Annotated in this window: 16 protein-coding genes; 9 read left to right on the top strand and 7 right to left on the bottom strand. The window is 40.4% G+C overall.

Annotated elements, in window-relative coordinates; translation table 11 throughout:
• The first annotated feature begins 59 nt into the window (after window positions 1-59).
• A complete protein-coding gene (locus tag PSR9079_RS00360; RefSeq protein WP_149980007.1) occupies window positions 60-1,901 on the top strand; it encodes an Lnb N-terminal periplasmic domain-containing protein in 1,842 nt (613 codons plus the stop codon).
• On the opposite strand, the gene PSR9079_RS00355 is transcribed toward PSR9079_RS00360, so the two are convergent.
• Together PSR9079_RS00355 and PSR9079_RS00350 are read right to left on the bottom strand one after the other, a co-directional pair.
• Window positions 1,898-2,722 carry a sterol desaturase family protein gene (locus PSR9079_RS00355; RefSeq protein WP_149980006.1) on the bottom strand — a complete coding sequence of 275 codons (825 nt, stop codon included), beginning with the start codon at window positions 2,720-2,722 and terminating at the stop codon, window positions 1,898-1,900. The genes PSR9079_RS00360 and PSR9079_RS00355 overlap by 4 nt on opposite strands.
• On the bottom strand, window positions 2,719-3,162 hold the full coding sequence (locus tag PSR9079_RS00350) for an SRPBCC family protein (protein ID WP_149980005.1): 444 nt from the start codon (window positions 3,160-3,162) through the stop codon (window positions 2,719-2,721). Before PSR9079_RS00350 ends, PSR9079_RS00355 begins: the two co-directional genes overlap by 4 nt.
• Window positions 3,163-3,258: 96 nt before the next feature.
• Between PSR9079_RS00350 and PSR9079_RS00345 the strand changes: the two genes are divergently transcribed.
• A complete protein-coding gene (locus tag PSR9079_RS00345) occupies window positions 3,259-4,266 on the top strand; it encodes an AraC family transcriptional regulator (RefSeq protein ID WP_149980004.1) in 1,008 nt (335 codons plus the stop codon).
• A gap of 84 nt (window positions 4,267-4,350) precedes the next feature.
• The gene (locus PSR9079_RS00340; protein ID WP_149980003.1) at window positions 4,351-5,112 is read left to right on the top strand and encodes a substrate-binding periplasmic protein; all 762 of its coding nucleotides are present in this window, start codon (window positions 4,351-4,353) and stop codon (window positions 5,110-5,112) included.
• Here the strand turns inward: PSR9079_RS00340 and PSR9079_RS00335 are convergent.
• Window positions 5,109-5,519: a nucleotide triphosphate diphosphatase NUDT15 gene (locus PSR9079_RS00335; RefSeq protein ID WP_149980002.1), complete on the bottom strand. Its 411-nt coding sequence runs from the start codon at window positions 5,517-5,519 to the stop codon at window positions 5,109-5,111. The genes PSR9079_RS00340 and PSR9079_RS00335 overlap by 4 nt on opposite strands.
• Before the next feature lie 203 nt (window positions 5,520-5,722).
• On the opposite strand from PSR9079_RS00335, the gene PSR9079_RS00330 reads away from it, so the two are divergent.
• Both PSR9079_RS00330 and PSR9079_RS00325 read left to right on the top strand, forming a co-directional pair.
• Window positions 5,723-7,612, top strand: coding sequence for an acetate--CoA ligase (locus tag PSR9079_RS00330; protein WP_149980001.1), 1,890 nt, complete (start codon window positions 5,723-5,725; stop codon window positions 7,610-7,612).
• Window positions 7,613-7,731: 119 nt separating this feature from the next.
• Window positions 7,732-9,000, top strand: a complete 1,269-nt coding sequence (locus tag PSR9079_RS00325) for a mechanosensitive ion channel family protein (RefSeq protein ID WP_149980000.1) — start codon at window positions 7,732-7,734, stop codon at window positions 8,998-9,000.
• 3 nt (window positions 9,001-9,003) lie between these two features.
• Here PSR9079_RS00325 and PSR9079_RS00320 read toward each other — a convergent pair whose 3' ends face one another.
• A complete protein-coding gene (locus PSR9079_RS00320; RefSeq protein ID WP_149979999.1) occupies window positions 9,004-9,888 on the bottom strand; it encodes a LysR family transcriptional regulator in 885 nt (294 codons plus the stop codon).
• Between the two features lie 110 nt (window positions 9,889-9,998).
• Here PSR9079_RS00320 and PSR9079_RS00315 point away from each other — a divergent pair, with 110 nt between their 5' ends.
• Window positions 9,999-11,141 carry an alkene reductase gene (locus tag PSR9079_RS00315; RefSeq protein WP_179959129.1) on the top strand — a complete coding sequence of 381 codons (1,143 nt, stop codon included), beginning with the start codon at window positions 9,999-10,001 and terminating at the stop codon, window positions 11,139-11,141.
• 82 nt (window positions 11,142-11,223) lie between these two features.
• On the opposite strand, the gene PSR9079_RS00310 is transcribed toward PSR9079_RS00315, so the two are convergent.
• On the bottom strand, window positions 11,224-11,754 hold the full coding sequence (locus tag PSR9079_RS00310; protein WP_145234322.1) for a hypothetical protein: 531 nt from the start codon (window positions 11,752-11,754) through the stop codon (window positions 11,224-11,226).
• A 323-nt stretch (window positions 11,755-12,077) separates the two neighbouring features.
• Between PSR9079_RS00310 and PSR9079_RS00305 the strand changes: the two genes are divergently transcribed.
• Both PSR9079_RS00305 and katG read left to right on the top strand, forming a co-directional pair.
• Window positions 12,078-13,418: an L-cystine transporter gene (locus PSR9079_RS00305; protein ID WP_149979997.1), complete on the top strand. Its 1,341-nt coding sequence runs from the start codon at window positions 12,078-12,080 to the stop codon at window positions 13,416-13,418.
• A gap of 315 nt (window positions 13,419-13,733) precedes the next feature.
• A complete protein-coding gene (gene katG, locus PSR9079_RS00300; protein ID WP_149979996.1) occupies window positions 13,734-16,001 on the top strand; it encodes a catalase/peroxidase HPI in 2,268 nt (755 codons plus the stop codon).
• Window positions 16,002-16,148: 147 nt separating this feature from the next.
• Here katG and PSR9079_RS00295 read toward each other — a convergent pair whose 3' ends face one another.
• Together PSR9079_RS00295 and exaC are read right to left on the bottom strand one after the other, a co-directional pair.
• A complete protein-coding gene (locus PSR9079_RS00295; protein ID WP_145234329.1) occupies window positions 16,149-16,346 on the bottom strand; it encodes a CPXCG motif-containing cysteine-rich protein in 198 nt (65 codons plus the stop codon).
• Window positions 16,347-17,110: 764 nt separating this feature from the next.
• Complete coding sequence (exaC, locus tag PSR9079_RS00290) at window positions 17,111-18,631, bottom strand: acetaldehyde dehydrogenase ExaC (RefSeq protein WP_149979995.1); 1,521 nt, start codon at window positions 18,629-18,631, stop codon at window positions 17,111-17,113.
• 189 nt (window positions 18,632-18,820) lie between these two features.
• Here exaC and PSR9079_RS00285 point away from each other — a divergent pair, with 189 nt between their 5' ends.
• Window positions 18,821-19,723, top strand: coding sequence for an AraC family transcriptional regulator (locus PSR9079_RS00285; RefSeq protein WP_149979994.1), 903 nt, complete (start codon window positions 18,821-18,823; stop codon window positions 19,721-19,723).
• Window positions 19,724-19,924: the final 201 nt, after the last annotated feature.

Here is a 19,924-nt window from a genome sequence, read left to right as displayed (position 1 = left end):
TTTTTATACGTATAAATAAAGCCGCTGGGGTTTATCTCTAGCGGCTTTTATTAGTGATTATGAAAAAAATATTATTTGTTTTACTAATTGTACTGATCAGTACTTACTCAAACGCTAAAAGTATTGAAATTAATACATTAGCAACAGATCCATACTGGCTTAAACTGGGTCACTATCGTCCGACGACGCTAGGTGGTTGGAAAAGTGAAGTAGACAGTGTTAAGTTTTTTTTATCCCCTAAAGGAAAGGTAAGCCCAAGGGATGAGCTCAACACCACTATTAACGCATTTAATGGCGATAATAGCCTCCCTCAACAAACACAACAAACTCGGTGCCAATTTCCTGCACGTTACACGTGGCTTAAAACAAAAATAAAAAATAACTGGCCAGAACTTAATTGCCCAGATCTACAAACTTGGCAAAAAATTATAAACCCTAAGGGCGTTACTTTAGTCTTTCCAACTGCATTTATGAATAGTCCATCATCAATGTTTGGCCATACCTTGTTACGTATTGATGCAAAGGATCAAACTCGGCATAAAGAATTACTCGCATTTGCCGTTAATTTTGCAGCAGAGCCAGATGGTTCTGATAATGCTGCAATGTATGCATTAAAAGGCTTAATTGGTAGCTATCCGGGCAAATTTTCACTGATGCCGTATTATAAAAAAGTACGCGAGTATAATGATTTAGAATCTCGTGATATTTGGGAATACAAACTTAATTTATCCGAGGAGCAAGTTAAGCTTATTTTATTACATCTATGGGAGCTACAATTAGCCACTTTTGATTACTTTTTTATAGATGAAAACTGCTCTTATCAGCTGCTCGCATTATTACAACTGGCAAAAAACGATCTCAATTTAACATCCTCATTTGACTTACAAGCCATTCCATCTGATACCGTTGCGGTACTTAGAAATAATAACTTGTTACAAACACCTAATTATCGTCCTGCGTTTGGTACTAAACTGTATCATTATTCTACTCAAATGACTGACGAGCAACTTAATGACGCAAGAGCGCTTATGCAAGGTGGATCACTCAATACCCGAAACTACTCCGAATCACAATTGGTCGCTATATTAGAAATGGCCTATGAGTGGTTAAATTTTGAGTTTTACGATAAAAATTTAAACCGTGAAGAAATTGCCCCACGACTTGCTAAGTTACTCCTCATGCGTAGCAAATATAAAATAGCTTCGCCATTTACCAAACCAAATCGACCTGCAGCCTCTCCAGAGCAAGGTCATGGTTCTTCTAAAATAACGCTAGCAAGAACCCATTATAATCAACAAAGTGATTTAACAAGTTTTGCATATCGCCTCGCATACCATGACTTACTAGACACCTCTGCTGGGTTTATTCCTGGTGCTCAAATTAGCTTTTTTGATATTGAAGGCGCTATAAAAGATAACGGTAACACTCAGCTAGAACATTTTTATCTATTAGATGCAATGTCACTTGCACCCGATAACCGGATTTTTGATAGCTGGTCATGGAACCTTAAAATGGGCTTTGATCGACAGCCAAATAATGACTTTCAACAAGGCCGCTGGTTTACTAAAGGTGGCTATGGAAAATCAATCGGCAACCCAAACACCCTTCATGGCTATTTATTAGCACAAGTTGAGTTTAACAATGGCGATATAACGGATAAGTTAACAACGGGGTTTGGCACAGAAGCTGGTGTTATTTGGCAAATCAATAATAGTCATAAGCTTGCCCTTACAACAAATATAATGTGGCTTGTCGATGCAGACGTAGATAATCACGCTGATCTAACATTAAAATGGAATTACGCTTTGTCACGAAATTTATCTATACGCACAGAGCTAAAAAACCAGCGATGGTATACAAGCAGTACGTCGGCTAAACTAGCCATTCAATATTACTTTTAATCACTGGGTTTTACGGAGCTTGTTGGGTAACCAAACAGCACGTTTAACTTGGCTTTTAACCCTTTAGCTTGGTAGGTACTTTTAAATAAATACTGCCACTGATGAAAGGTGATTTTGATTGGGTTATTACTGTTTAGTTGGCCAATAATGCCGTATTTACAGGGCTTGTTTTCATCCTCTTCTACATAAGTGCCAAATAATTTATCCCAAATAATGAAAACGCCAGCGAAGTTTTTATCTAAGTAGCCATTATTTATAGCGTGGTGCACCCGATGATGCGATGGGGTATTAAATAATGCTTCAAACCAACCGAGCTTTTTTACCACTTGCGTGTGTACAAAAAATTGATAAGCCAAATTAAGTGCCACCACCGCAAAAACAATCACAGGCTCAAAGCCTATTAATATCATCGGCAACCAAAATAGCCACATTCCCGCCAGCGGATACATTAAACTTTGCCTAAATGCCGTGGTAAAGTTCATTTTAGTAGAACTATGATGCACTACATGAGCGGCCCATAACCAATGAATATGGTGTGATGCACGATGAAACCAATAGTATAAAAAGTCTTGCAGTAAAAAAGCGCCTAATACAGTAAATAGCGTCAATTCAATATCAAATAGCCGAAACTGATACAACCAATAAAAAAACGGCATTAATAATAATAACGCAATGGCATCAGCTCCTTGATGTAATAAAGCAAGTAACGCGTTGGCTAAGCTGTCTTTTATATCGTAGTAACGTCTAAATTTTATAAACTCAACCCCTACAAACAGCAAAAAAATAGGGCTCAGTGCCAATAAAATAATTTCAATGCTCATGACGTTTGCTCCTGAAAATAGCTGGCTATTTTTTTAAGTGCTTGGCTAACATCTTTTTTTATAAAAAAAGCCAGTATAAAGTCGGGTAACCACAAAGGCGCAATACAACGAATATGGTAGCTGATCTCGGTGAGTGATGGCTGAGTATTATTGGCTTTTAAGTAAATATCACCACGGTGCTGTGCAACGGGTTTATCCCCTAAAATGCGGTAACAAATGTGGCTATTATCGGCCGTTATTATTTGCTCTTTAAATGTTGTACCTTGCATTTTTATTTGTCTAATGGTGCCTTTTCCACCACTTATTTCACCAAAGTCTTGCGGTGTTAACACTTCAAACTGCGCATTAAAAAAGCGCCCCAAATCAGCATGCGCTAATAATAAGGTGCGTAATTGTTCAGGCGTTGCTGCCACACTATGTTTAACGTTTATCTCAATCATTGTGTGCCCCATATTATTTTTATAGATCTCTAGCATATAAAAATATTGCATGGCAAACTTGCGATTAGATGACTATTTTTTAGCTTTAGGCGACAAATGAAAACCTTAGCCGATCATTACTTTTCTAGCTGTTTGGATTATCTTCAAAGCACAGGATTAGATAGCCAAGAGATACTAACTGCCATTGAATTTGATGAATATACAAATAAGCAAACACAACAATTAGCGCCTCGTATTAGCTTAAAAAGCTATAATGCGCTGCTTAGTTATGCACAGCAAACGCTAAATGACTCCTTATTCGGGTTTGAATTAGGAAAACAAATACGTACCGCTGATTTTGGTGTACTTGGGTATTTAATTGAATCGAGTACTAACCTAGCCAGTGCCATTACTGCACTACTGAGTTACGACAGCCTAGTGGCTAACATAGGGCGTGCTGAGTTTGAACAGCAACAAACACTTTGCAAGGTAACTTGGTTAGCAGACCCACAGTGCAGTCCACAGGCCGTATTACGAAATATGACCGCGTGGGTAAGTGTTATACGCCAACTGCTTAATCCTCAGCTTTCGCCTAGTTGCGTTTATTTTACAGCACGTTTTTCAGACAGTGAGTTACAACAATTAGCGCAATGGTTTAATTGCCCAGTAAAAGCTGGCGCTAACTTTAATCAAGTAGAGTTTCCAAGTAGTTACTTAACCCTTCCTTTTAAAACCGATAACTCCCAGATTAACGCTGTGCTAAAGCAAATGTCAGAGCAACAGCTATCCCAGTTTAAAAGTCAGCAATTATTAACAGAAAAAGTTAATCATATTTTAATGGCTAAATACGATTTGCAGGACTGCTCACTGATCAGAACGGCTAGTGCTTTAAATATGACCCCGCGCACAGTGCAACGTCATCTAAAGCAAGAAAACACCAATTTTGCCGCTCTTCTTGAGCAAGAGCAAAAACGCCGTTTGTTAACTTATATTCCTCATTATCCGCTAAGCAGTATTGCAACTATGTTGGGGTTTAATGATCAAAGCTCTTTTAATCGCGCCTTTAAGCGCTGGTATCAATGCTCACCTCGTCAATTTATAAAAAACAATAATCAAACAATTTGATTACCTAAAACACACATTTAACGTGTACCTTTTTATTGATTTTATTTACACTAGCCTCATGTATTGCTTTAAAGACAATTATTTATGCGTTTGCGTATGATGTTAACTGTTTTTGTATTGGTTTTTTATAGTGCGGTCTGTCACGCAAACCCGGTTACCTTCATCGCTGAAGATTTGCCCCCTTATCATTTTAAAAACCCTCAAGGTGAAGCGCAGGGTGCCTTAGTAGATATCGCTAAAGCAGTATTAAAAGGCACGGCTTTAACAGCAACGTTTGAAATAATGCCGATGGCGCGTATGTTTCAACAACAACAAGCCAATCCTAATGCCATCATGCTGTCACTGTTAAAAACGCCAAACAGAAACAGCCAGTTTAAGTGGCTGGGAAAAGTGTATTTTGCAGATGCATACCTAGTAAGTTTACGCAGTCATAACGATGAAGTGATTCACTTAAACTTTGCCAAAGAATATAAAGTAGCCACTATTCGCGGTTATTCTGCGCAGGCTTATTTAGAAGCTCAAGGCTTTACTGAAAGTGAGAATCTAGTCTTAGTGAGTTACTACCAGCAGCTATGGAGAATGCTGTATAAAAATCGTATCGATTTTGTGGTGACTAACACCCTCACCCTTGAAAACGAGTTAAAGCGAGCAGGGCTCGACCCAAGCTTAATTACTAAGCGTATACATTTAGATGAGCTACCTTCTTCTCTTCACTTTGCAGCAAGTAAGCAGCTTAACCCGCAAACAGCGAAAATTATTACTGATAGATTAAACGCTATAAAAGAAAGCGGTGAATACCAACAAATTTTAAATAAATGGCAACTCCCTATTCCAACGCGCCTTTAGTATTGAGTAGGTAAAACGCCTTGCGTTAAGTAATTTTTCAATGAAGTAAATAAAGGTGAAGGTAAGTTATTAATATCGCACCAACGCCACTGTAAACATTTGTTAGGCTCTTTATTCACAGGCTCGCCACCTTCATACTTTGCCCGTACATATAAAGTAATATAGTGCTTGTTCTCGGCGCTAAAAATATCGTTGGTAAAATCGAGTTTACGAATATTAGTAACAGTAAGCCCTGTCTCTTCTGCTACTTCGCGCACTGCACATTGCTCAACCGTTTCACCACATTCTAAATGCCCCCCAGGGGTTGCCCAGGTATTTGCACCATGTGCGCCTATTCGCTCACCGAGTAAAATTTTATTATCATGCATTACTATCACTGCAACGCCTACTCTGACAACTTGACTCATTATTACCACATTAAATAGTTCATCATTTTTATATGTTACCTCATTTAAATCATCAAACTAGTCGTTAGTTCGTTATAAACCATAGCGTTAGCTAAAAACCACACAATCCGTTCATTATTTAACCGACCATAGTCGAATATCACTCCTGATAAAAAGCGCTTAGTTTTAAATAAAGTTATATTAAATTTTGCTCAGGAGCCTTTATGTCAGGTGAATACAAACAACACTACAACGAGTTTAAACAAAACCCGGCAGCGTTTTGGTTATCGCAAAGTAAACGCCTCCCTTGGTACCAGGCTCCCGAAACAGCTTACACACAAGATGAAAACGGTTTATATCACTGGTTTGCGGACGGCCAACTTAATAGCTGCTTTTTAGCGGTAGATCAGCATGTTATTGCCGGCCATGGTGATGAAACAGCGTTAATTTATGACTCACCCGTAACCCATACCGCGCGCAGCTACAGCTACTTTGAACTACAACAAGAGGTCGCTAAATTCGCAGGAGTAATGCAGTCTTTAGGCGTAACAAAAGGCGACCGCGTGGTTATTTATATGCCCATGATCCCCGAGGCCGTAATTGGTATGTTAGCCTGCGCCCGCATCGGCGCTATTCATTCGGTCGTATTTGGCGGGTTTGCAGCACATGAGCTTGCCGTAAGAATTGATGACGCCAAGCCTAAGTTAGTACTCAGTGCCTCTTGCGGTGTGGAAGTGAATACCGTAATTGAATACAAAGAGTTACTTGATAACGCCCTCGAATCAGCCTCTTATAAAGTAGAAAATTGTATTATTTATCAGCGTGAGCAAGTAACTGCACCACTTATGCCTGAGCGTGATATTGACTGGGCTATTGCAATGCAAACAGCTACTGGCGTTGATCCTGTTCCGGTAAGTGGCGAACACCCGCTTTATATTTTATACACGTCAGGCACAACCGGTACTCCCAAGGGGGTTGTTCGTGAAAATGGCGGCCATGCTGTTGCCATGCATTACAGCATGGAAACCGTATACGGGATGAAACCCGGTGACGTGTTTTGGGCCGCTTCGGATATTGGTTGGGTTGTAGGCCATTCGTACATTGTGTATGCCCCGCTTATGTACCGCTGTGCCACTATTTTATTTGAAGGTAAACCGGTTAGAACCCCAGATGCCAGTGCATTTTGGCGAGTGGTTGAACAGTATAAAGTAACGGCTTTATTTAGCGCACCAACGGCCTTTAGAGCGATAAAAAAAGAAGACCCCAATGCCGATGGGTTTAAACAGTACGATACTTCAAGTCTGAAACGCTTGTTTTTAGCAGGCGAGCGTTTAGATCCCCCCACCTACGATTGGCTCAAAGAAAAAACAGGCCTACCAGTACTTGATCATTGGTGGCAAACCGAAACTGGCTGGGCGATAGCCTGTAATCCTGTCGGCATTGAGCACCTACCTACAAAAGCTGGCAGTTCAACGGTTGCGACTCCTGGGTTTGACGTACGTATTTTAGATATGAATGGTGATGAATGCGCCCCCAATGAACAAGGTGCAGTCGTTATTAAGCTGCCTTTACCACCAGGATGTTTACCCACTATTTGGCAAAATACCGAACGCTTTAAAGCCGGTTATTTTAGTGAATATGAAGGCTATTATCTTTCTGGCGACGGCGGTTATATTGATGATGATGGCTACCTATTTATTATGGGCCGCACCGATGATGTGATTAATGTCGCGGGGCATCGTTTATCAACCGGTGAAATGGAAGAAATTGTAGCCGCTCACCCAGCAGTTGCTGAGTGTGCCGTATTTGGTGTTAATGATGCGCTCAAGGGTCAAAACCCCATGGCCATGGTGGTGTTAAAAAATGATTTTCATGGCTCGCATAAAGAAGTAGAGCAGCAATTGGTGCAAACCGTGCGTAATCAAATCGGCGCTATTGCGTGTCTGAAAAATATTATGTGTGTAGAGCGCTTACCAAAAACACGCTCAGGTAAAATTTTACGCAAAAACTTACGTCAACTTATTGATGGTGAAGAACTGCAAATTCCATCAACCATTGACGATCCGAGTATTTTTGAGGAATTAACTCTGCAACTTGCTGAAAATAAAATATAAATATTATTTCTAAAACGTCTATTTAAGCGCGGCTTAAATAGACTTTTCACGCCCCATCTGCTTAACTAGATTTCATTAAATAGATGAAACTCACGCAAATAAATCTCTTGGGAATATAAATGACTGAAATACGATCGCAGCTGCGAGAATTTTTACTGCAATGGTTTAGTCTTTATTTTCCTGGGAGTGCGTATTTATGGTACGACATATTAGTACTGTGCTGGGTTGGCTTATTTGCGCTCATATTGCACCTCATCTTAAGGTCAGTTTCAAAACGACTACTTAAAGGCCGCTTTAGTGATAAAGTTGTTCAAACCGATACCCACACGCCTGCCGACTTAGCGCTTAAATTAACACGTAATATTTCCTTTGTTTTACAAGGTGCTGTGGTTGTTATACAAGCAAGGCTCTGGGTTCCCGAAGGAACGGCTTTTTTACATATCATTGAGATGTTTACTGATCAGTGGATCATTTTATTTGCACTGCTCTCGCTGTTCTCTTTGCTCAATATTTTTCAAGCAATATCTGACAGGCAACCCATTGCAGCTCACTTTCCATTACGTGGTTTTTTACAAACAATTAAACTGATCGCCAGCGTATTAACCGGTATTTTAGCGATTTCATTATTAATGAATAAATCCCCGTTAATATTACTCAGTGGTTTAGGTGCGCTATCGGCTGTACTGCTACTGGTGTTTAAGGACGCTATTTTAGGGCTGGTGGCCGGTATTCAGCTCTCAGCAAACAATATGCTTGCGGTTGGTGATTGGTTAGAAATGCCCAAATACGGCGCAGATGGTGATGTGATTGATATAGCCTTGACCACAGTTAAAGTAAGAAATTGGGATAAAACCATTACCACTATTCCAACCTATGCGCTAATTTCTGACTCATTTAAAAACTGGCGCGGTATGTCAGAATCCGGTGGGCGGCGCATAAAACGGAGTATCCATATAGAAATGAGCAGTGTGCGCTTTTTAGATGAGCAAGAGATCACCGCGCTGAAAAAAGCAGATTTATTAAGTCACTACCTCGAAATTACCCTACCGGTTATCAACGAGCAAAATACCACAAAAAAAATAGATATGAGCTGTACGTTAAATGGTCGTCGGCTCACTAATGTTGGCACATTTCGTCATTACTTAGTCGCGCTATTAAAACATCACCCACATATTCATCAGGGAATGACACTGATGGTAAGGCAGCTAGAGCCAACTAAAAATGGCTTACCCATTGAGATTTATGCATTTACCAATACAACTAATTGGGGTGAGTATGAAAATATTCAGTCAGATATATTTGACCATATATTAGCGATATTACCCGCCTTTTCGTTACGTGCCCATGAGGCACCAACAGGGAACGATATTCGTCAACTAATTAAATAATCACTAAATCCGTTTTAATTGTGCTATTAACCACTGGTGAATATCGCTGTTATTTGAACGTGGATGCCATGCAGCAATCACCTTAAATGGCGGTGGTAATAATTCAACTTCAAGCTGTTTCACTTTGGCGTTTGGCAGTAAACGCGATGGGTAAAAAGCAATTAAGTCAGTACTGCAAAGCAAATCGGGGACAAATGAAAAGCCAGGCACTGACATTACAATATTGCGCGCATAGCCCTTATCAGCAAACCATTGGTCGTGAGAGCCTCGTAAGTTAGCGCGGGACGCCGAAACCACTAATTGAGGGTGTGCCGCCACTTCAGCAAGATTCAATGTCGATGAAGAAAACACCGTGTCTTTCCCTGCAATACAAATATGTTGTTCTTCAAATAATGTGTCATAGATTAAGTTTGCAGGGATAAATTCAGGAAAACTAATTAATAAATCCAGCTCTCCTGCACTTATTAATTGATTAACATTATCAGAGGCAAAGTCACGAATAATCAGCTTTAATCCTGGCGCTTCGCGTCTTGTTATTTCTAATAATTGTGGCAAAAGAGCTGCTATAGCGTAATCAGTCGCACTTATTGTAAATACGCCCTTGTAGCTACTTGGGGTAAATTGTTTAGGTATTAATAACGCTTCTACCTGAGTTAATATTTGATTAACGGGCTTCTCTAGTGCAATTGCTTTAGGTGTTGCAACCATTGTATTGCCTTGGCGAATAAAAAGCCGATCGTCAAATAAGTCACGCAATTTTCGCAGCTGCTCACTAATAGCCTGCTGGGTTAAGCCCATTTTGCGCGCCACATCCGACACATTTTTTAGTTTAAGTAATGCACTCAATATTCGTAATTGTTTTATATCAAGCCGAGATATACCATTCATAATTGTATCTTAAACAAAAAAGCATTGTTTCAAATTGTACCTTTTAATCCCTATGCTCACCAGCATTGTAATTGGCGCTAAACAGCATTATTAATTTAAAAGGTATTAAAATGAGTCAACCAAGTAAAAATATCGACAGTCTATTTTCATCAATCAATTTAGGCCCACACACGCTTAAAAACCGTATTGTAATGCCGCCACTTACTCGTTCACGCAGCACGGTTCCTGGCAATATCCCCAACGAGGTGATGGCCACATATTATGCACAGCGTGCTAGTGCTGGGTTTATGGTTACCGAAGGCACTCAAATTGAACCAAGAGGACAAGGGTATGCTTGGACGCCGGGCATTCATTCTAATCAACAAATAGCTGGTTGGAAAAAAGTAACTGATGCAGTACATGCAGAAGGTGGAATTATTTTTGCCCAACTTTGGCACGTTGGCCGCGTTTCACATACTAGCTTACAGCCTAATGAAGCCAAACCTATTGCCCCCTCAGCTCTAATAGCTGATAGCGTTAAAGTCTTTATTGAAACAGGACCGGCTCAAGGCGCTTTAGCCAACCCAAGTGAACCACAAGCTTTAACAACCGATGAAGTAAAAGAGCTTGTTGGCATGTATGCACAAGCTGCCCGTAATGCGCTAGAAGCGGGGTTTGATGGCGTAGAACTGCATTGTGCTAATGGGTATTTAGTAAATCAGTTTATTTCTGAGCACACCAATAAACGAGATGATGAATACGGCGGCTCTCTTACTAATCGCCTGCGCTTTTTAAAAGAAATTGTCGCGGCAGTAAGTGACGTAGTAGGCCCGGAGCGCTTAGGGGTTAGATTTGCGCCCTTATTTAGCAGTACTGATGAAACCCGTGTTTATTTAGGCTTAGTCGAATCAAACCCGCATCATACCTACATTGAAGCAATTAAAGTACTTGAACAAGCCGGTATTGCCTACCTTTCAATTGCAGAAGCTGATTGGGACAATGCCCCTGATTTACCAGAGCAATTTTATCAAGCAGCCAGAGCTGAATTTTCTGGGCGTATTATTTACGCTGGTAAGTACACCGTTGAAAAAGCGGTGGCGATGTTAGCTAAGGGCTACGGTGATTTATTTGCTTTTGGTCGCCCTTTTATCGCAAACCCTGATTTACCAGCGCGCATAAAAAATCAATGGCCATTAAATGAAGCCGATGCAGCCACCATGTATGGCGGCACTGAGCAAGGTTACAGTGACTATCCTTGCTATAAAAATGATTGATAAAAATAACGGAGTAAGAGGCAGCTTAAGTTAAAAATAAATGACCCAAACATGCAGCCCATGTTTGGGTCATTACAGGGTATTACTGCTTTTTATCTATCACCATTTTTAGTTCATTTAATGCAGCAACCGAAAAACCCCGATCATAAAAGTAAATAATCTTACCGCTACCATCAATTAATACGATGCGGCTATTATTCGGATTTTCATTACCAGTGAACGCTTGTACTGCATCACCGTCTTTATAAATAGTGATCACCCCGCCCCACAGTTCTTTAGGAATGCCTTTTCTCATACCGCTATCAATAAAAGTACTAAACATACGCGGCACCATGCCTTGAATTGTGGGTAACTCATAAGCGGTGACGTTTATGCCACTCATATCCAAGCCAATAAGCCAGCGATCAATATCAAATTGACTATCTTGTTTATACCCAATTAACAGTAATGTCTGTGCGTTGTTAAAGTCTGTAGGGATAGTAAATTGCTGTTGCTCCAAGCTTTCACCACTGATAGTTGGAAACTGTTTACCGACTAAGTTCTGATTTGGGTATTGACTCGAACACCCACTTAAAAAAATAAAAAACATTAAACCAACAACTGATCGCAACATCTCTGTTCTCACTATTAATTAATAAACGATTAGGAAAAATTCTTTTGAATACAAATTTTTGATACGAATAAACACGCTATTAAGATCTAAATAACAACCAAAGAAGTCCATTCATACTGTTTTTATCATTGCTTAATTTAGCATTCATTATTAGCACCTTTAAATAGAAGCTTAACGGTTATATTTGTGTGCAATCGTATTTTTTATACTCAAATATTATTAGCACATATCAATTTGTTCTATAGCATATCAAAAGTGTATTTTCGTAAACCGATACAAAACGCTAAAGTGCCGCGCTTATTCACAGCTTTAAAGAGGATGCTATGTCGCTTGCTGTTTTATTAATGCTGGCATTATTTGTCGGTTTGCTGTTTGCGATTTATCTTTTTTCGCAAAAAAGTAAAACCTTATCTCGCACTGTTTTATTTGGCTTAGTTGTTGGTAGTGCTTTTGGTTTAGCCTTACAATTTTTATTTTCCCACTCCCCAGAGTCTATTAATGACGTTTTAAGTTGGGTAAGTGTTGTTGGTAAAGGCTATGTTGGGCTATTAAAAATGATCATCATGCCATTGGTATTGGTGTTTATGATTGCCGCCGTGGTGAAACTAGAAAACCAAGGCTCTTTGGGCAAAATATCGTTCATTAGTATTGCTGTTTTACTCTTTACTACGGCAATTGCAGCCTTAATTGGTATTGCCGTAACCTATGGCTTTAATTTAAGTATTGAAGGCTTAGTTTCGGGAACCCGTGAGGCAGCAAAAATGAGCACGCTAGAGGGTAAAGCAGCCAATGTAGCTGATTTAAGTGTGCCACAAATGCTATTGAGCTTTATTCCAGAAAATCCATTTGCTGATTTAAGTAACCAACGCTCAACCTCTATAATTGCCGTCGTTATTTTTGGTGTCCTTGTAGGGATTGCCGCACGCAAGGTGATGCTTGAACGTAGCGAACTAGCAGATCCAATTCGCAACGGTGTTAACGCCTTACAAGCCATAGTAATGAACTTAGTAAGAATGGTGATAGCGCTAACGCCTTATGGCGTCGCAGGGTTAATGGCAAGCGTTGTGGCAAACTCAAGTAGCAATGATATTGTTAATTTACTGGCGTTTATTGTGGCTTCCTATGTCGCTATATTATTAATGTTTATTGCTCATGGTTTATTACTTAGCCTAGTTGGTGTGAACCCTAAGAGTTACTTTGAAAAAATTTGGCCAGTACTGACCTTTGCATTTAGCTCGCGTAGTTCAGCAGCCTCTATTCCTATGAATGTGGATGTACAAATTAACCAGCTAAAAGTGCCGCCTGCTATAGCTAACTTATCGGCTTCTTTTGGCGCCACTATTGGCCAAAATGGCTGTGCCGGTATTTACCCAGCCATGCTGGCAATGATGGTAGCACCCAGCGTAGGAATTGATCCGCTGACATTCGAATTTATTTTACCGTTAATTGGCATTGTTGTTATAAGCTCTTTTGGTATTGCCGGAGTAGGTGGTGGCGCAACGTTTGCTGCATTGGTTGTATTACCGACCATGGGCTTACCAGTTGAGATAGTCGCGTTACTGATCTCAATTGAGCCATTAATAGACATGGCACGCACCGCATTAAACGTATCAGGGTCAATGACCTCAGGTGTTATAACGAGTAAATTAATTAAAGTGCACTAGATTTTTTGTAGTCGCCCAGCTTTGGCTGGGCTTTTTTATCTGTATTACTCTCTCCGCCTTAAGTAAAAACAATCCATTTATCTAATCACTACAACAAAATCAATCACATTTATAGATTGTAGTAATCGCTTTATTTCGCACACACATTTCAGCCCGATGCTATATTCTTTTCATTGCTTTGTTATTCAGGCTTGATTAAGCCTCACTTGAGCAAACAAATTTACAACTCAATAATTTTTAAAGCGATTGAGATCTCTGTTTAAAGTAGTAATACGCTTTGTATAACGAAATTCGTTAACTTTAAGGAAGCTGACAATGAAAAACCGTTCATTCAATAAAAAAGCGCTTGTTGGATTTATAAGTATGGCACTTATATCTGGCACCGCTGTTAGCCAAGAAAAACCACAAATGTCAAAGCCACAAGGTGCTGTTGGCATGGGTGAAGCTAAAATGGGCGCAACCAGAACAAACCAGTTTTGGTGGCCAGATCAACTTAACCTTTCACCTCTGCGTGATCATGATGAACGCTCAAACCCTTACGGTGCCGACTTTAATTATGCCAAGGCATTTAATAGCCTAGATTTAGACACAGTAAAAAGTGATATTGATGCCCTACTAACACAATCTCAAGATTGGTGGCCGGCGGATTTTGGTAACTATGGGCCATTTTTTATCCGTATGACATGGCACAGCGCAGGCACTTACCGTACGCTTGATGGCCGCGGTGGTGCTGGTGGCGGTCAACAACGTTTTGAACCACTCAACAGTTGGCCAGACAACGTAAGCCTAGATAAAGCGCGTCGCCTACTTTGGCCTATTAAACAAAAATACGGAGAAGCACTTTCATGGTCAGACTTAATCGTATTAGCCGGTAACGTTGCTCTAGAAAACATGGGATTTGAAACCTATGGTTTTGCCGGCGGCCGAACTGACGACTGGGAACCAGACATGGTTTACTGGGGTCCAGAAGTAGAAATGCTTGCCAGCGACCGTGAAGATGCCAGCGGCAAATTAGAACGCCCATTGGGTGCAACTCACATGGGTTTAATTTACGTAAATCCTGAAGGCCCTAAAGGGGTTCCTGATCCAATCGGTTCAGCTAAAAATATTCGTGTGGCGTTTTCTCGCATGGCCATGAACGACGAGGAAACTCTTGCACTTATCGCAGGTGGCCACACCTTTGGTAAAATGCATGGTGCGCACAAACCGAAAGATTGTGTGGGTGCAGAGCCCGCAGCAGCAGGCATTGAAGAACAAGGGTTAGGCTGGAAAAACAAATGTGGTAAAGGCCACTCTGAAGATACCGTATCAAGTGGTTTAGAAGGCGCATGGACACAAGCTCCTACTCGCTGGTCATCACTGTACCTTAGCAATCTACTTAACTTTGAGTGGAAACAAACTCGCAGCCCAGCGGGTGCCATTCAGTGGATCCCAACCGACGAATCTATGCACAAAACCGTGCCTGATGCTCATGTGAAAGGTAAGTTTAATTCACCAGTCATGACGACTGCAGATTTAGCACTTAAATTCGATCCAGAATACCGCAAAATTGCTGAACGCTTTTTAAACGACCCTAAAGAGTATCAACTGGCATTTGCTAAAGCATGGTACAAATTGACTCACCGAGATATGGGGCCACCACGTAATTTCTTAGGTAAAGAAGTTCCTAAAGAAGACTTAATTTGGCAAGATCCTATTTCAGCAGAGACTCAATCAAACATTGATGCTGGCGCAGTAAAAGAGCTTAAAGCCAGTATTTTAGATTCAGGTCTTAGCGTATCAGAGCTAGTACGTGTTGCATGGGCATCTGCTGCAAGCTACCGTCATTCCGATATGCGCGGTGGTGCCAACGGTGCACGCATTGCGCTTGCTCCACAAAAGGATTGGGCGGTAAATAATCCGGTCGAAACTGCAAAAGTACTAAAAGTATTAAAAGCGATTCAAGCCGACTTTAATGATAGTTTCTTTAGCAAAAGCCAAGTGTCACTGGCCGACCTGATTGTGTTAGCTGGTAATGCAGCGATTGAAAAAGCAGCGAAAGATGCAGGCTACACAGTAGACGTACCGTTTAATGCTGGCCGTGGCGATGCTACGCAAGCGCAAACTGACGTTAATGCATTTAGTTTATTAGAGCTGCCTGCCGATGGCTTTAGAAACTACTTCGATGCTGAAAAAAGCTACAAATCGCCAACTGAAATGCTAATAGATAAAGCAGATCAACTTGATCTAACAGTGCCTGAAATGACGGTATTAGTAGGCGGCTTGCGTTCGCTTGATGCGAACTATAAAGGCACTGACTACGGCGTATTTACTGACAAGCCAGGCACTCTAAATAACGATTTCTTTGTTAATTTATTGGATATGTCTACGGTTTGGAAAAAGTCATCAGATGCGGGGATTTATCAAGGCTTTGATCGTCAATCAGGTGAGCAAAAGTACACAGCCACTTCAGTTGACCTTATCTTTGGTTCAAATTCAGAGCTGCGTGCAGTTGCAGAAGTATATGCCTTTGATACATCAAAGCAAAAGTTTGTAGAAGACTTTGTTGCGGCATGGACTAAAGTAATGAACTTAGACCGTTAATAACCATTAAGTAATGCAACCATAGCGCTGCAATTAATTGCAGCGCTTTTTATGTTGGTTAATCATACTCTTTTATATATTACTGCATTGCTTTGCAGCTAAACATACTGCCCAAACCTTGCTGAGTGTAAGTGCCTATAAAGATAGTCAATAAGCTTCGTCATCACTAAAAACCGTCACTGAAAGCTCTTCATCTATATTTTCAAAAACCAAAAAATTAATAGGCTTACAACAGACTTGGCAGTCCTCAATATATTGTTGATCAACATCTGCCGGATCGAGCAGCACGTCAATATTCTCACCACAATAAGGACATGCTATCGTTTTTTCAGTTAATTGATTCATTGCTATAACCTCACATATTACTTGCTATACCCATTATCATTAGACATATAGTATCAAGGTGCATTTCTTTGTGCAGGCTCTTTGTTGAATTTCTTTGCTGGGGCAATCAGCATACTATACTCACTCATAGTACTGCCGATAACATACTTACACTCAAAGTGTTTTAACAAACAACTTTATTTATTGCTATATTAAACTCATTAAATTTAAGGGTGTTGGGTAAAACGAAAAAGCAACAGGCATAAATATCTTTGCCTAAGATAGTGCATATCTAGCCTCACAAAATTTAGGACATTAAAAGATATTTGCATAAATATATTCAAATTCATCATCTTTTTCATAAAATACGACATCACAAAGGGATCCTTTTGCTCCGCCTCGCTTTTTGCAAACTCAATATTTTTGCGCATATAAGAGCTCAAAATATCTAAATGACTTCAAGGAATTGGGATTTAATTTTTAGCAGCTTAGATTGCACTCCAGCCTCTATAAAAACCTAACGAGCCTGAAGAATAATTCGTTTTTAATTTATTTTTTATTGATGTACTAACCACAGTCGAATTCCTATTTTGATTCAATCGGTTACTTCTATTTCACGAAAAATATAAAAAGAGGACTTGGTGTTGTTTTAATTGGCATTTTGGAAGTTATTACAGGTGTTTGAGGATATAAAGCGCAGTGCTTTAGAAAAGTAAAAAAGCGCTGCAACAATACAGCGCTTTCATTACTCATAAAAATTATTTGTTTAAGCTTAACCGCTTTATTTAAAAGAAGCCGAGCGGATCTTCGCTGTAGCTTACTAATAAATTTTTAGTTTGTTGGTAATGGTCAAGCGCAAGCTTGTGGGTTTCGCGGCCGATGCCTGATTTTTTATAACCACCAAACGCAGCGTGTGCAGGATACATATGGTAACAGTTGGTCCATACACGGCCTGCTTCTATTTTGCGGCCAAAGTGATAAGCACGGTTCATGTTGCGGCTCCATACCCCTGCGCCTAGACCAAATTCAGAGCTATTAGCCAGTTCGAGTGCTTCGGCTTCGTCTTTAAAGGTCGACATTGAAATCACCGGGCCAAAAATTTCTTCTTGGAATACCCGCATATCGTTAGTGCCTTTTAACAGCGTTGGCTGAATGTAATAACCGCCATTTAGCTCATCTGTTAGTTGCTCTACATTGCCGCCAGTAAGTACTTGTGCGCCTTCTTTTTTGCCAATTTCAATATAGCTGAGAATCTTATCAAACTGTGCTTTAGACGCTTGTGCGCCTACCATGGTTTCACTATCAAGCGGGTTACCGCGTTTAATTTTTAATGTGCGCTCTAAAATACGCTCAATAAACTGCTCGTAAATATCTTCTTGAATAAATAGTCGCGATGGGCAAGTACACACTTCACCTTGGTTAAAGTACGCAAGTACTGCGCCTTCAATGGCTTTACTTAGGAAGGAATCGTCTTTTTCCATTACATCGTTAAAGAAAATATTCGATGATTTACCACCGAGCTCAACCGTTGATGGAATAATGTTATCAGCGGCACATTTTAAAATGTGTGAGCCAACAGGAGTTGAGCCAGTAAAAGCAATTTTAGCTATACGCGTGCTGGTTGCCAGCGCTTCGCCCGCTTCTTTACCGTAGCCATTTACTACATTAAGCACGCCTGCAGGCAATAAATCACCAATAATTTCCATCAACACTAAAATAGATACTGGTGTTTGTTCAGCCGGTTTGAGTATCACACAGTTACCTGCGGCAAGCGCTGGTGCGAGTTTCCATGCGGCCATTAGAATTGGGAAGTTCCACGGAATGATTTGTCCAACAACGCCCAGTGGCTCATGAAAATGATACGCGACTGTGGTTTCGTCTATCTCGCCAATACTGCCCTCTTGGGCGCGAATACAACCGGCAAAATAACGAAAATGATCTGCCGCCAGTGGGATATCTGCCGCCAATGTTTCGCGAATGGCTTTACCGTTATCCCACGTTTCGGCAACAGCAAGTAGCTCAAGGTTTTGCTCTATCCGATCAGCAATTTTTAATAATATATTGCTACGAGCCGTTACTGAAGTTGTACCCCAAGCAGCTTTTGCAGCGTGGGCTTTATCAAGGGCAAGTTCAATATCCGCTTTATCAGAGCGTGGTACTTTACAAAATACTTTACCGTTAACGGGACTAATATTATCAAAGTACTGACCATTTACAGGCTCGACCCACTGTCCGCCAATGTAATTACCATACTGGGATTTAAAGTTAATAAGTGCGCCGTCGCTGCCAGGATTTGCATAGATCATTGTGTGTGTCCTTTATTCAAAATGTTGCTTTTTAAATTTAATCAAATTGACTAAGTTTGACGGGAGATTGTTGTTTATTTATCCGTCACCTGTTGACATTAGCTTATAAGAAGCATAAAAACTTGATTAGCTGTCCAAAAAACATGTCTGTGCGTCCAAACTCTGTTGGTCGTGTTTAAAGGAAATAAAATGAATACCACGTTATTGACTGAAAAACTGACTAAAAAGCGCCAAGCGGTTGATGTACTGATCGAAAATAAAATTACTTTTGCCTCAGACAACGCCGAGCTGAGCATTTACGACACCTACCAAGACGCACAAAAAGTAGCACTGCATTCCAGCGAACTGCTGTTTTGCGGCATGATCAGCGGTAAAAAAGTGATGCACGTTGCCGACAGTAACTACCATGAAGAGTTTTTACCCCAGCAATCATTTGTATTAGCACCCGAACAAGGGGTTTTAATCGACTTCCCAGAAGCATCAATGCAGCAACCTACCACCTGTTTGGCTATCGAAATTAGCCGCGATAAAATCAGCCAAGTAGCTGACGCGCTAAATATGCAGCAGCAAATAAGCAGCGATGATTTTTTTCATTACATTCCAAAGCTGGTGCATACCCAACACAATCAACACACCCAACAATTACTTGAACGGATGATTGGGTTATTTAGCGAAAACGAGCAAGATCGTCATTATCTAATTGATCTATCAGTAAATGAGTTAATCACTCGATTATTACAACAACAAAGCCGCGATTTAATGCTCGCCAATTGCCAACAAACTATTGCATGCCCATTAACCGATGCCCTGCATTTTATTAAAGAACATCTTAATCAAACTTTAGATATCGATACTCTATGTAAAATAGCCTGCATGAGCCGTAGTAAATTTTACCAGCAATTCAAGCTCGCCTTTGGGCAAAGTCCGGCCATGTGGCAACAACAGCTAAGATTAAAGAAATCTCGCCAACTTCTACAATCAGGACAACAAATAAGTCAAGTTTGCTACGATCTTGGCTTTACCAACCCCAGTCATTTTAGCCGTTTGTTTAAGCAAAAATTTGGTGTTTCACCTAAACAATGCAAGCATTAATATTCATCTATTAAGAATTTTTAACTAAATTAAAAGTTTTTATTGACTCGAACGCAATTGCAGATTATTTTCCCGCTGATGTTTTTATCGGCATAACAATAGCGGCATGCATCCCCTGCACCGTCTGGCGCCAAGCCAACGCATTTTACTGTGTCGCAATTGTGCTAAACCCACCGCGAAACCTAACAGTGACTTCTGCGT

It is taken from the genome of Pseudoalteromonas rhizosphaerae, assembly GCF_902498845.1.
Lineage (GTDB): Bacteria > Pseudomonadota > Gammaproteobacteria > Enterobacterales > Alteromonadaceae > Pseudoalteromonas > Pseudoalteromonas rhizosphaerae.
Note: the sequence above shows the minus strand (reverse complement) of the source record. Positions and strands in the feature narration are given on the sequence as shown.

Coding starts and splice junctions, on each gene's coding strand:
- PSR9079_RS00330 (WP_149980001.1), top strand. CDS start 5,723: ATGTCAGGTGAATACAAACAACACTACAACGAGTTTAAACAAAACCCG.
- PSR9079_RS00340 (WP_149980003.1), top strand. CDS start 4,351: ATGCGTTTGCGTATGATGTTAACTGTTTTTGTATTGGTTTTTTATAGT.
- PSR9079_RS00285 (WP_149979994.1), top strand. CDS start 18,821: ATGAATACCACGTTATTGACTGAAAAACTGACTAAAAAGCGCCAAGCG.
- PSR9079_RS00320 (WP_149979999.1), bottom strand. CDS start 9,888: ATGAATGGTATATCTCGGCTTGATATAAAACAATTACGAATATTGAGT.
- exaC (WP_149979995.1), bottom strand. CDS start 18,631: ATGATCTATGCAAATCCTGGCAGCGACGGCGCACTTATTAACTTTAAA.
- PSR9079_RS00345 (WP_149980004.1), top strand. CDS start 3,259: ATGAAAACCTTAGCCGATCATTACTTTTCTAGCTGTTTGGATTATCTT.
- PSR9079_RS00350 (WP_149980005.1), bottom strand. CDS start 3,162: ATGATTGAGATAAACGTTAAACATAGTGTGGCAGCAACGCCTGAACAA.
- PSR9079_RS00325 (WP_149980000.1), top strand. CDS start 7,732: ATGACTGAAATACGATCGCAGCTGCGAGAATTTTTACTGCAATGGTTT.
- PSR9079_RS00360 (WP_149980007.1), top strand. CDS start 60: ATGAAAAAAATATTATTTGTTTTACTAATTGTACTGATCAGTACTTAC.
- katG (WP_149979996.1), top strand. CDS start 13,734: ATGAAAAACCGTTCATTCAATAAAAAAGCGCTTGTTGGATTTATAAGT.
- PSR9079_RS00355 (WP_149980006.1), bottom strand. CDS start 2,722: ATGAGCATTGAAATTATTTTATTGGCACTGAGCCCTATTTTTTTGCTG.
- PSR9079_RS00310 (WP_145234322.1), bottom strand. CDS start 11,754: ATGTTGCGATCAGTTGTTGGTTTAATGTTTTTTATTTTTTTAAGTGGG.
- PSR9079_RS00295 (WP_145234329.1), bottom strand. CDS start 16,346: ATGAATCAATTAACTGAAAAAACGATAGCATGTCCTTATTGTGGTGAG.
- PSR9079_RS00305 (WP_149979997.1), top strand. CDS start 12,078: ATGTCGCTTGCTGTTTTATTAATGCTGGCATTATTTGTCGGTTTGCTG.
- PSR9079_RS00335 (WP_149980002.1), bottom strand. CDS start 5,519: ATGAGTCAAGTTGTCAGAGTAGGCGTTGCAGTGATAGTAATGCATGAT.
- PSR9079_RS00315 (WP_179959129.1), top strand. CDS start 9,999: ATGAGTCAACCAAGTAAAAATATCGACAGTCTATTTTCATCAATCAAT.